This is a genomic window from Micromonospora sp. NPDC048871, assembly GCF_043198155.1.
In the GTDB taxonomy this organism is placed as follows: Bacteria; Actinomycetota; Actinomycetes; order Mycobacteriales; family Micromonosporaceae; genus Micromonospora.
The window spans coordinates 45234-56934 of sequence record NZ_JBICUM010000007.1 but is presented as its reverse complement, the minus strand read 5'-3'; the positions used below and the strand labels follow the sequence as shown (position 1 = coordinate 56934).

The 11701-nt window shown below is 71.7% G+C and carries 12 protein-coding genes; 7 read left to right on the top strand and 5 right to left on the bottom strand.

The window, feature by feature from the left end; all coding sequences use genetic code 11:
* Window positions 1-9: 9 nt before the first annotated feature.
* The 4 genes from ACGFIK_RS17470 to ACGFIK_RS17455 form a co-directional block, all read right to left on the bottom strand.
* Window positions 10-909 carry an HAD-IB family hydrolase gene (locus ACGFIK_RS17470; RefSeq protein ID WP_327023942.1) on the bottom strand — a complete coding sequence of 300 codons (900 nt, stop codon included), beginning with the start codon at window positions 907-909 and terminating at the stop codon, window positions 10-12.
* A 107-nt stretch (window positions 910-1016) separates the two neighbouring features.
* Window positions 1017-1859: a DUF5667 domain-containing protein gene (locus tag ACGFIK_RS17465; RefSeq protein ID WP_327023943.1), complete on the bottom strand. Its 843-nt coding sequence runs from the start codon at window positions 1857-1859 to the stop codon at window positions 1017-1019.
* A 269-nt stretch (window positions 1860-2128) separates the two neighbouring features.
* Entirely contained in the window at window positions 2129-3079 is a 951-nt protein-coding gene (locus tag ACGFIK_RS17460; protein ID WP_327023944.1) for an ECF subfamily RNA polymerase sigma factor, BldN family, read from the bottom strand.
* Window positions 3076-3222: a hypothetical protein gene (locus ACGFIK_RS17455; protein ID WP_327023945.1), complete on the bottom strand. Its 147-nt coding sequence runs from the start codon at window positions 3220-3222 to the stop codon at window positions 3076-3078. The genes ACGFIK_RS17460 and ACGFIK_RS17455 overlap by 4 nt, the downstream gene beginning before the upstream one ends.
* 480 nt (window positions 3223-3702) lie before the next feature.
* On the opposite strand from ACGFIK_RS17455, the gene ACGFIK_RS17450 reads away from it, so the two are divergent.
* From ACGFIK_RS17450 to hemB, 7 genes are all read left to right on the top strand, one after another.
* Window positions 3703-3954: a glutaredoxin family protein gene (locus ACGFIK_RS17450; protein ID WP_327023946.1), complete on the top strand. Its 252-nt coding sequence runs from the start codon at window positions 3703-3705 to the stop codon at window positions 3952-3954.
* 39 nt (window positions 3955-3993) lie between these two features.
* Complete coding sequence (locus ACGFIK_RS17445; RefSeq protein WP_327023947.1) at window positions 3994-4656, top strand: HAD hydrolase-like protein; 663 nt, start codon at window positions 3994-3996, stop codon at window positions 4654-4656.
* 326 nt (window positions 4657-4982) lie between these two features.
* Window positions 4983-5753: a redox-sensing transcriptional repressor Rex gene (locus ACGFIK_RS17440; protein ID WP_327023948.1), complete on the top strand. Its 771-nt coding sequence runs from the start codon at window positions 4983-4985 to the stop codon at window positions 5751-5753.
* Window positions 5750-7078: a glutamyl-tRNA reductase gene (locus ACGFIK_RS17435; protein ID WP_327023949.1), complete on the top strand. Its 1329-nt coding sequence runs from the start codon at window positions 5750-5752 to the stop codon at window positions 7076-7078. The genes ACGFIK_RS17440 and ACGFIK_RS17435 overlap by 4 nt, the downstream gene beginning before the upstream one ends.
* Complete coding sequence (gene hemC / locus ACGFIK_RS17430; RefSeq protein ID WP_327023950.1) at window positions 7075-8085, top strand: hydroxymethylbilane synthase; 1011 nt, start codon at window positions 7075-7077, stop codon at window positions 8083-8085. The genes ACGFIK_RS17435 and hemC overlap by 4 nt, the downstream gene beginning before the upstream one ends.
* Window positions 8082-9662 carry a uroporphyrinogen-III synthase gene (locus tag ACGFIK_RS17425; RefSeq protein WP_327023951.1) on the top strand — a complete coding sequence of 527 codons (1581 nt, stop codon included), beginning with the start codon at window positions 8082-8084 and terminating at the stop codon, window positions 9660-9662. Before hemC ends, ACGFIK_RS17425 begins: the two co-directional genes overlap by 4 nt.
* Before the next feature lie 18 nt (window positions 9663-9680).
* Complete coding sequence (gene hemB, locus ACGFIK_RS17420) at window positions 9681-10664, top strand: porphobilinogen synthase (RefSeq protein WP_327023952.1); 984 nt, start codon at window positions 9681-9683, stop codon at window positions 10662-10664.
* A gap of 9 nt (window positions 10665-10673) precedes the next feature.
* Here the strand turns inward: hemB and ACGFIK_RS17415 are convergent, their stop codons facing one another.
* Entirely contained in the window at window positions 10674-11690 is a 1017-nt protein-coding gene (locus ACGFIK_RS17415) for a GNAT family N-acetyltransferase (RefSeq protein ID WP_327027407.1), read from the bottom strand.
* Window positions 11691-11701 lie beyond the last annotated feature (11 nt).

Sequence of the window (11701 nt, the reverse complement as noted above, 5' to 3'; positions counted from 1 at the left end):
CGGCCAGGGTCAGCGGACGGGGCGCCGTTCCCCGGGGCTGCGCTCGCCACGGCGACGGCGCTGCAACGCCATGCCGGCCGTGACCGCTCCGGCCACCAGCCCGGCAGCGGCCGTGGAGGGCACAGCGATCTTGACGGCCCGGCGGCCGGTGCGGAAGTCGCGTACCTCCCAACCGCGCTGGCGTGCCTGACGCAGCAGGGCGGTATCCGGATTGACCGCTACCGCCCGGCCCACCGCCGACAGCATCGGCAGATCGTTGGCCGAGTCGCTGTAGGCGCTGCAGAGGCTGAGGTCCAGCCCTTCCACGGCCGCCAGGGCGGTGACCGCCTCGGCCTTGACCGGCCCGTGCATCAGGTCACCGACCAACCTGCCGGTGTACGCCCCGTCGACCACCTCGGCGACCGTCCCGATCGCCCCGGTCAGGTTCAGTCGGGTGGCGATCACCCGGCCGATCTCCACCGGGGCGGCGCTGACCAGCCAGACCCGTTCACCGGCGTCCAGGTGGCCCTGCGCCAGCCGCCGGGTCCCCGCCCAGATCCGGGGGGCCATCAGCTCGTCGAAGATCTCCTCCGCCAGGCGTTCGATCTCCTCGACCCGCCAGCCCTCGATGAAGGCCAGGGCGGCCTCCTTGGCCTGTGACATGTCCCCGGCGTGCTCGCGGGCCAGCAGCCGGAAGCGGAGCTGTTGCCAGGCGAACCGGGCCAGATCCGCCGTGGTGAAGTAGTTGCGGGCGGCCAGACCGCGGGCGAACCAGTAGATCGAGGCGCCCTGCATCATCGTGTTGTCCACGTCGAAGAAGGCTGCGGCCCGTGGGTCCGGCGCTACCGGGGGAGCCGGCTCGGTCTCGGCCCAACCTGTGGTGTGCCCGTGCACATCCGTGCTGACGGTCACCTTCCGGTTGCGCGCCACCGACGCCCCCTCACCTCGTCCGGATCTCTGCTGCCCTTCCGCGAGGGTAACCGCCGGTCGCGGTGCCGACCGGGGGAGTCGCCCGGCCGGGAGGTGTCACACACTGTTCAGGCGCAGGTGCCGGGCAGGGGGCCCAGGCTGTCGCTGCCGGTGCCGACCGGCTGGCCGCAGGCGATCGTGGTACGCAGGGCCTCGGCGCGTTCGGTCACCGAAGCCAACAGCAGCAGGGACCGGGCGGTCCGCTCCCGGTCGGCACGGGACCCGTTGTCCAGCAGGGCGTTGAGGGCCCGTCGCTGCCGGACCAGGAAGGCGTCCACCGCGTCCAGCGCCGCCGGATCGGAGCGCTGCGCCGCGGCCTCGGTCAGCAGGCGTACGCCCTGCCGGGTGTCGGCGTCCATGTCATCCAGCACCGCGCGGTAACCGGACCGGCTGCCCTCCAGGGCGGAGGCTTCGGCCAGCCGGGTACGGGCGAAGTCCAGGAAGAGCTGCCCCCGGCTGATCTCGGAGCTGGCCAGCGCGAGCTGGGCCCGCTCGGTGCTGCGCTTCATGCCGTACAGTGCGTCGCCGGGCACGGCGTTCTCGCTGGCGGCGGAGATGCCGGAGACCGCGATGGCACCGGCCGCGATGCCGACCAGGATGGCACCCCGGGCGCGAGCCCGACGTGCGGTGACGGCCGGTAGCAGGGCCCGGTTGGTGCTGACCTTCTCGGCCGGGGCGGTGATGCCCTCGCGCTCGGCGGTGGCCACCAACATGGCCCGCAGGCCGGTCCGGAAATCCGGATCCACCTCGGGCGTCGGCGGGTCGGCGCTCAACTGCCGACCCAGCCCCACCAGGGGCGTCAGCTGGTCGTCGAGTCGGGAGCGGACGTGATGGCGTCGGCCACCGTTCGCTTCGTCGAGTAGCTGCGCGAAGCGCTCGGCGCGCCGTCGGGAGAAGAGGGTGTCGTCCACCGCGGCACCTCCTCTCGCTGGGCGCGGCCGGTCGGCCGCGATCGCCACCAGCGACCGATGAGCGCGTGACATCACGGCGAACTCGCCGGCGTCGTTGCCCGTCGTCCGTAGCCCGAGGCCAGGCTGTCACCGGTCGCACCCGGAGAAACGCGCCGTGCCGGGGTGGGGTTACGGGCCGGCCGGAGTCGGAAATCACCCAAAGTGATGGCGGTGAGTCCCGGGTCGGGACCGGCGTCGGCCGGGTGGCCGGCCGGTCTGCGCCGGGCCGGTCACGCCTGGAAACCGTCCGGCAGCAGCCGGGCCAGCGCGCGGACCGCACGGTACTGGAGGGCCTTGATCGCCCCCTCGTTCTTGCCCATCGCCCGAGCCGTCTCGGCCACCGAGAACCCCTGGAGGAAGCGCAGCACTATGCACTCCTGCTGCTCGGGGTTGAGCCGTTTGACGGCGGTCAGCAGGGCGACATTGGTGATGTGTTCCACCACGGCCGCCTCCGGGCTGCCCTCCGGGCCACGATCCTCCCGGTCGGCGTCGAGCACGTCACCGGTGGTCACCTCCAACCGGTACCGACCCGACTTGAAGTGGTCGGCGACCAGGTTGCGGGCGATGGTGACCAGCCAGGCTCCCAGGTCACGGCCCTGCCAGGTGAAGCTGCCGATGCGCTTGAGGGCCCGCAGGAAGGTGTCCGAGGTGAGGTCCTCGGCGAGTTGCCGGTTGCCGACCCGGAAGTAGACGAAGCGGAAGACGGTGTCGACATAGCGGTCGTAGATCAACCCGAAGGCCTCGGCCTCCCCGGCCTGGGCCCGTTCCACCAGGGCCCACACCTCCGTGGCCGGATCGGAGGGATCCGGGCGACTCGGGTACCCGGTGGAGGTGTCCACCGGGGCGGTCACCGCGGGGATCACCGCCGTCTCGGCCGTCGGCAGGTCGGCCACCGGGGTGTCACCGCCGCTGCGCCGGGCCTGGGCCGGCATGGTCGGTCGGCTCGGGGTGGCCACCCCGCCGCCGGCCGGCATCGCGTTGGCCCCGGGCGCCGCTGGTCGGTGTGGTGGTTCGTTCGGGTGTGGTCGGTTGCCGTACCGGCGCGTGGTGCTCTCACCTCGGCTGGCCAGGTTGCCCGTCGTGCTCTGCGGAGCGTGGGCGGCCCCGCGCTCGTTCACCGGGACCCGCGCCGCCGGACCGGTGAGGCCCGTCGGACGGTGCGCGAAACCGAAGGTGGTCATCGGCCCACCTCCATTCCATCGCAGACGAGGACGTCGGCGGTGGCCGGTTGACCGGCCGGATCACCGCCGGACAGGTCGACTCCGGGGCGTGCCGACTTGCGGCAGTACCCCTTGAGGTGCTGGTCCAATGCGCTGACGGGCACGGGGGCCTCCTCGGGCTGAGGGGTGTCGACTCACGGCAAATGGGGTGAGCCGACCCGAGTGATGATAGGGCCAACGTCACCCGCGCGTGGCAAGTCCGTTACACAGGGCCAAAGTATTTCCCGACGTGTCGCACCCCTGCCGGACCGGTTGTCCGTCGAGTGTGGTTGACAATCGCCGGTCCACCTGATCTGAAGCAGTTGTGCAGGTCAGGTCGATGATGGAGGGTGCCGCCAGGCGTTACCGCGGGGGTTGGGTAGGGCCGGTCGGCCTTCCTAGTCCGGGTGAGCTCGACGCCGCTGCGCGTACCCTCGGTGACGTTCACAGGTTCCGTCAACGGGACTGTCGCGCTTGCGGCAACCGGGTCGATGAGTGCACCCGGGGACCGATCGCCGGCCGCGCGCGTAACCTGGCGAGGTTGGCGTGCCCGACCGAGGTCGGACCGAGCAGCCGACATCACCCCGGCACGACGGAGGAGACCGATGCCTGAGCCCCGCCTGATGCTGATCACCCGCCCCGGCTGTCACCTGTGCGAGGACGCCAAAGCAGCGCTGGACCGGGTGGTCGCGGTCACCGGCGACCAGTGGACCGAGCGGGACGTCAGCGGTGACATCGAGCTGGAGCGCGAGTACGGCGACCGGCTGCCGGTGGTGCTGCTCGACGGCAAGGAGCACGGTTACTGGCGGGTCGAGGAGGAACGGTTGCTGCGTGACCTGACCACGCCGCAGCTCTGACGGGGGCCCGACGAGGGGGAGCGCCGATAGAGTGCGGCGATGACCCCTTCGCACCCCCACCTGGTCTGGGACTGGAACGGGACCCTGCTGGACGATCTGAGTCTCGTGGTGGCCTGCACCAATACCGTCTTCACCCGCGAGGGCGGGCCGACGGTGACCGCGGAGGAGCACCGGGTCCGGTTTCGTCGACCGATCGCCGACTACTACGCCGAGGTGCTCGGTAGGGCGGTGGACGACGAGGCCTTCGGCCGACTGGACCGGATCTTCCATGAGGCGTACCGGCGGGGTCTGACCAGCTGTGCCCTCGCCCACGACGCGGTGGACGCGATGGCGGCCTGGCCGGGCAGTCAGTCCCTGCTGTCCATGTGGTTTCACGACGAGCTGGTGCCGACGGTGCAGACCTACGGCCTGACCGGCCGGTTCGCCCGGGTGGACGGCCTGCGGGCCACGGTCGGCGGCGACCGTAAGGCCGAGTCCCTGGTGCGGCACCTGGCCGAACTCGGCGTCGACGGCCGCTCGGTGGTGCTGATCGGCGACTCGCTCGACGACGCCGACGCGGCTCTCGCCGTCGGGGGCCGTGCGGTGCTCTATTCCGGCGGCTTCACGGACCGCTCCCGCCTGATCGCTTCCGGTCATCCGGTGGCCGAGACCCTGACCGAGGCGGTGACCCTCGCCACCACCCTGGCCGCCCCGGCGAGCTGATCATGAATTCCGTACGGCGACAACTACATGATCAACAAATTGGGTTGGGCCGATGGGGCGCGTGTAATTGGTCAGAGAAGTCGGGATTGAGGGATAATCGCGCAGGTGTTCCCGGGAAGCGGGAGCGAGCGTCGATCTTGTTGGGCGGAGGGGCTGGTGGGGACGGGGGGCGGAGCAGCAAGATCGCGATTTGTGCACGTCTTCACAAGCGCCTACTCTGTAATTCCGACGCGCCCTGCTAGCACAGCCGGCAACTCCGGTCGCCAGCGGGAGTCCCAAACGGCCGGCCCGTGGAGTTGGTCAAGGATCGCACCGCACGGAGTCTCATGAGTCAGCACCGTCACCCTGGCGCGCCCGGCCGCGCCGGTGCCGTACCGGCGCTTCCGGATCTTCCCGAGGCGACGGTCGCACGGCTCCCCGAGTACCTTCGTGCCCTGCACAACCTGGCTGAAACCGGTAACGAGACCGTCTCCAGTGAGGGGCTCGCCAACGCCGCCGGGGTCAACTCCGCCAAGCTCCGCAAGGACCTGTCCCACCTGGGCTCGTACGGCACCCGTGGGGTCGGCTACGACGTGGCCCTGCTGATCGAGCAGATCGAGTACGTGCTCGGGCTCACCCAACGTCGGGCGGTCGCCCTGGTCGGGGTGGGTAATCTCGGTCACGCCCTGGCCGGCTACGACGGCTTCGCCAGCCGTGGCTTCCGGATCGCCGCCCTGTTCGACGCCGATCCGGGTCGGGTCGGCGAGGAGATCCACGGGATGGTCGTCCGGCACATCGAGGAACTGCCCCGGGTGGCGGCCGAGGAGTCGATCGCGATCGGGGTCATCGCCACCCCCGCGTCGGCCGCCCAGCGGGTCGCCGACCAACTCGTCGCCGTCGGCGTGACCGGCATCCTGAACTTCGCACCCTGCGTACTCTCGGTGCCGGACGGGGTCGACGTGCGCAAGGTCGACCTCGCCATCGAGCTGCAGATTCTGTCGTTCCACGAGCACCGCAAGGCGTCCTTGACCGGTCTGCCCCGCACGGGGGGATCCGCCCTGACCGCCCTGCCCGGTGGTCTCGCGGTCACCGAGGGCCAGGAGGCGATCGGAACGTGAAGCTTCTCGTCGTGGGTGCCTCCTACCGCACCGCGCCGGTCGCCACCCTGGAGCGGCTGGCGGTCGCCCCGGAGGACCTCACCCGCATCCTGGGCCGCCTGGTCGCCCAGCCGTACGTCAGCGAGGCCGTGCTGGTCTCCACCTGCAACCGGGTGGAGGTCTACGCGGCGGTCTCCGGTTTCCACGGTGGCCTCGGCGACATCTGCGCCGTCCTGGCCGAGCAGGCCGACTGCCAGCCGTCCGCGCTGGCCAACAACCTCTACGTGCACTTCGACTCCGCCGCGGTCGACCACGTCTTCCGGGTCGCCGCCGGGCTGGACTCGATGGTGGTCGGCGAGGCGCAGATCCTCGGCCAGCTCCGGGACGCCTATCACGGTGCCACCAACGCGGACACCGCCGGTCGGCTGCTGCACGAGCTGATGCAGCAGGCCCTGCGGGTGGGCAAGCGGGCCCACTCCGAGACCGGCATCGACCGGGCCGGGCAGAGCGTGGTCACCGCCGCCCTGGGACTGGCCGCCGGTCATCTCGGCGACGAACTCGCCGGTCGACCCGCGCTCATCGTCGGAGCGGGGGCGATGGGCTCGCTGGGGGTGGCGACGCTGTCCCGGCTCGCTGCCGGCCCGTTGACGGTGACCAACCGCAGCGCCGAGCGGGCGGTACGGCTGGCCGAGTCGTACGGCGCCACCGCACGACCGATGGCCGAGCTGGCCGACACGCTTTCCACAGTGGACATCGTAGTGGCCGCCACCGCGGCCACGGAGCCGGTCCTCACCCGGGAGATCGTCGCCGGTGCGGTGGCTGGTCGGGCCCCCGGACGCGGGCCCCTGGTCCTGCTGGACCTGGCCGTACCCCGGGACGTCGGGCCCGGGGTGGCCGAGCTGCCCGGCGTCGAGGTGATCGACATCGACCGGATGGGCGCGCTGCTCGCCGACGGCCCGGCCGCCACGGACGCGGCCGCGGTCGAACGGATCGTGGCCGCCGAGGTCGAATCCTTCCTGACCTGGCTGCGCGGCGCGGACGTGGCCCCCACCGTGGCCGCCCTGCGTGGCCGGGCCGAGGACGTGGTCAGCGCCGAACTGCGCCGGCTGGCCCAGCGCCGTCCCGACCTCACCGACGACCAGCGCGCCGAGGTGGCCCGCACGGTGCACCGGGTGGTGCAGCGGCTGCTGCACCAGCCGACCGTACGGGTCCGTCAGCTCGCCGCCGAGCCCGGCGGTGACCAGTACGCCGCCCTGCTGCGCGAACTGTTCGACCTGGAAGTACCCCAGACCTCCCCGGTGGACACGGTCCCCGACATCACCCCAACCAACGGAGGTGAACGATGAGCCGGCGGAAAACCAGTGACCCGCTGCGTCTCGGCACCCGGGGCAGCAAACTGGCGATGGCCCAGTCCGGACACATCGCCGAGGCCCTGACCGCCCGCACCGGACGCCCGGTGGAGCTGGTCGAGGTGATCACCGCAGGTGACCGGTCCACCGCGCCGGTGCAGCGCCTCGGGGTCGGGGTGTTCGTCTCCGCGCTGCGCGACGCCCTGGTCGCCGGAGAGATCGACTTCGCGGTCCACTCGTACAAGGACCTGCCGACCGCGATGCCGGCCGAGCTGCACATCGCCGCGGTGCCCCCGCGCGAGGATCCGCGTGACGCGCTCGTCGCCCGCGACGGGAAGACGCTGGCCGAACTCGCCCCCGGTGCCCGGATCGGCACCGGGGCGCTGCGCCGGATCGCCCAGTTGCACGCCCTGGGCCTGCAACTGTCGGTCACCCCCATCCGCGGCAACATCGACAGCCGGCTGGCTCGGGTGCTCGACCCGGAGAGCGACCTGGACGCGATCGTCCTGGCTCGGGCGGGGCTGGCCCGAATCGGTCGGCTCGACGCCGTCAGCGAGACCCTCGACCCGATGTTGATGCTGCCGGCTCCCGCCCAGGGTGCGCTGGCGGTGGAGTGCCGTGTCGACGACCCGGAGATGCTCGAACTGCTAGGTACGCTTGACCACGCACCGTCACGCGCCGCTGTCACTGCGGAGCGGGCGATGCTGGCCACCCTGGAGGCCGGGTGCTCCGCCCCGGTCGCCGCCTACGCCGTCGTCGCCGAAGGTGAGCCCACCGGCTCCGGTGACGACGGTGATGTTGTCCAGGAGATCTACCTGCGCGGGGCGGTGATCAGCCCGGACGGCGTCCGCGACATCCGGCTGTCCCGCACCGGAACGCTCGCCGAAGCCACGGAGATCGGTAAGGCACTCGCCGCCGAACTCCTCGACCTCGGCGCCGACTCGATCCTCGGCCCGCAAGGACCCAACGGCCCGGGGACCCAGCAATTTGGGAGCACAGAATGACCCGCACCCGTAAGCCCGTAGGCCGTATCGCGTTCGTCGGGGCTGGACCCGGCGACCCGGGCCTGCTGACCCGCCGGGCGCACGACGCCCTGGTCGACGCCGATCAGGTGGTGTACGACCGGGGAGTCCCCGAGTCGTTGCTCGACGTGGTCCGGGCCGAGGCCAAGGCCGAGACCGAGTTCACCCCGGCCGAAGGGGTGCCGGGTGACGTGGCGAAGGTGCTCATCTCGGCCGCCCGCGCCGGGCAGAACGCGGTGCACCTCGTGGCCGGCGACCCCTTCGGCCACGACTCCGTGGTCAAGGAGGTGCAAGCGGTCGCCCGTACCGCCGCCCACTTCGAGGTGGTGCCCGGGGTCAGCCAGGCCGAGGGGGTGTCCACCTACGCCGGGGTGCCCCTGCCCGGCGTACGCACCACGGCCGACGTGGAGGACGTCAGCACCCTGGACTTCGACGCGCTGGCCTCGGCGGTGCAGCGCGGCTCGCTGGCGCTCGCCGTGGACGCCGGTGACCTGGCCGCGATCCGGGACGGGCTGCTGGCCGCCGGGGTGGACGGCACCACCGCGGTGGGAGTCACCGGTGACGGCACCGGGGAGACCCAGTACACCACCACCTCGACGGTCGACTCGTTCGTCGCGGCGGCACTCGGCTTCACCGGCCGGGTGGTGCTGACCGTGGGCGACGGGGTCAGCCAGCGGGACAAGCTCAGCTGGTGGGAGAACCGCCCGCTGTACGGCTGGAAGGTGCTGGTTCCCCGGACCAAGGAGCAGGCCGGGGTGATGAGTGCCCGGCTGCGGGCGTACGGCGCCATCCCGTGCGAGGTGCCGACCATCGCGGTGGAGCCGCCGCGTACCCCGGCTCAGATGGAGCGGGCGGTCAAGGGCCTGGTCGACGGCCGGTACGCCTGGGTGATCTTCACTTCGGTCAACGCGGTACGCGCGGTCTGGGAGAAGTTCGCCGAGCACGGCCTGGACGCCCGGCACTTCGGCGGCGTGAAGATCGCCTGCATCGGTGAGGCCACCGCCGAGGCGGTCCGCGCCTTCGGCATCCAGCCGGAACTGATCCCCACCGGGGAGCAGTCCTCCGAGGGGCTGCTGGCCGAGTTCTCGCCGCACGACGAGGTGCTCGACCCGGTCGGCCGGGTGCTGCTGCCCCGCGCCGACATCGCCACGGAGACCCTCGCCGCCGGGCTCACCGAGCGTGGCTGGGAGGTCGACGACGTGACCGCCTACCGTACGGTCCGGGCCGCCCCGCCGCCCGCCGAGATCCGGGACGCCATCAAGTCCGGTGGATTCGACGCCGTGCTCTTCACGTCAAGCTCGACGGTGCGCAATCTCGTCGGTATCGCCGGCAAGCCGCACGCGCGTACCGTTGTCGCAGTGATCGGGCCCAAGACCGCGGAGACCGCCACGGAGTTCGGCCTGCGGGTCGACGTCCAGCCGCCGCACGCCTCCGTGCCCGACCTGGTGGAAGCGCTCGCCGGCTACGCCGTCGAGCTGCGGGAGAAGCTCGCCGCCATGCCGGCGAAGCAGCGCCGTGGTTCGAAGGTGCAGGGGCCGACCGCGCTGAGGTTCCGGTAGCCGTTTAGGAGAGCCGCCATGCCGTACCCCGAGCACCGGCCCCGCCGGCTGCGTCGCAACGCAGCCGTGCGGCGGCTGGTCGCCGAGACCCGTCCCGCCCCGGCCGAACTGGTCGTACCGATGTTCGTCAAGGAGGGGCTGACGGAGCCCCGCCCGATCGGCTCGCTGCCGGGTGTGCTCCAGCACACCCGGGACTCCCTGCGCAAGGCCGCGGCGGAGGCGGTCCAGGCCGGGGTCGGCGGGATCATGCTCTTCGGGGTGCCGGCGGCGCGTGACGAGTGCGGGGCCGGCGGCATCGACCCCAACGGCATCCTCAACGTGGCCATCCGGGACGTGGTCTCCGAGGTCGGCGACGCGACCGTGGTGATGAGCGACCTGTGCCTGGACGAGTTCACCTCGCACGGGCACTGTGGGGTGCTCGCCCCCGACGGCTCGGTGGACAACGACGCCACCCTGGCCGCGTACGCCGAGATGGCGGTCGCCCAGGCCGCCGCCGGGGTGTCGGTGGTCGGGCCCTCCGGGATGATGGACGGCCAGGTCGGCGCGGTACGCCGGGCCCTGGACGCGGCCGGGTACACCGACGTGGCGGTCCTGGCCTACGCGGTCAAGTACGCCTCCGCGTTCTACGGCCCCTTCCGGGAGGCGGTCGAGTCGTCGCTGGAGGGGGACCGGCGCACCTACCAGCAGGATCCGGCCAACCTGCGCGAGTCGCTGCGTGAGGTCGAGCTGGATGTGGCCGAGGGCGCCGACATGGTGATGGTCAAGCCGGCCCTGCCCTACCTGGACGTGGTCTCGGCGGTCCGGGCCGCGGTGCAGGTCCCGGTCGCCGCCTACCAGGTCTCCGGGGAGTACGCGATGGTCGAGGCAGCCGCCGCGAACGGCTGGATCGACCGCGAGCAGGTGATGCTGGAGACCCTGACCTCGATCCGGCGCGCGGGCGCCCAGATCATCCTCACCTACTGGGCCGTCGAGGCCGCCGAACTGCTCCGCCAGCGCTACTGAGCCCCGGGCTCAGCGGGAGGCGTCCAGGCGGTGCACCAGCTCGGCGACGTCCACGCTGTACTCACACCACTCGCGGTCCGGCCGGTAGCCCAGCTCGGCGTTGACCTTGAGCATCGCCTCGTTGGCCTGGGCGTTCCAGGTCTGGACCTCCTCCAGTTGCGGCTCGGCCGAGCGCAACTCCAGCAGCATCCGAGCCTTGATCGCCCGGTCGATGCCGTAGCCACGGTGATCCTGCACCACGATGGTGTCGTACTGGTCGGCGCGGGTGGGGTGCTGGGCCGGCACCACCACCTCGGTCAACCCGGCCACCTCCCCGGTCTGCTCGTGCAGGGCGAGCACGATGTACGGCTGCATGCCCCGTCGGTGCAGGCAGTCCAGGCTGTCGCGTAGCCGCTGGGGGTCGTACGAACTCGGCCGCAGCTCGCCGTCCTCGACATCCCGGATCTCGGCCTTGGCCCGCGCGTACGCCTCGATCAGTTCGTCCGGTGGACCACCCGGGTGGAACTGGACGTCATAGCCCGCCCCGAGGCCGGTGGACATCTGGGCCAACTCGGCCCAGTCGACCTCGTTCAGATCGAGCACGCTGCGGGTCTCGACGTACTCCCGGGCGAAGCCCAGGGACTCGTAGAAGGCGATGGCCGGGGTGCCGCCGACGACCTCCACCCCGATCGACTCGAAGCCCTCCTGGTAGACCCGACGGGCCGCGCGTAGCACCAGGTCCCGGCCGAGCCCGCGGCGCCGCACGGAGGGATGCACCAGCACTTCGAGTACGCCGATGCTGCCGAGCAGCAGCACGTGCACATGCCCCAGGATCGGCCCGGGGGTGCCGTCTGCGGCCGGCTCGGCCTGAGCCACCCAGGAAATCCGCCGCTCGCCCGGCATCACCTCGGCGAGATACTCCCGTAGACAGGTCTCACGCCATGGCGGATCCTGCGGGAGATCGGTCGCCAGGATCGCGTTGAGCGTCTCCAGCAGCGATGCGATCTCGGCGGACGACGCGTTCCTGGGGTCCCACTCGCGCACCATCACCCGTCTAG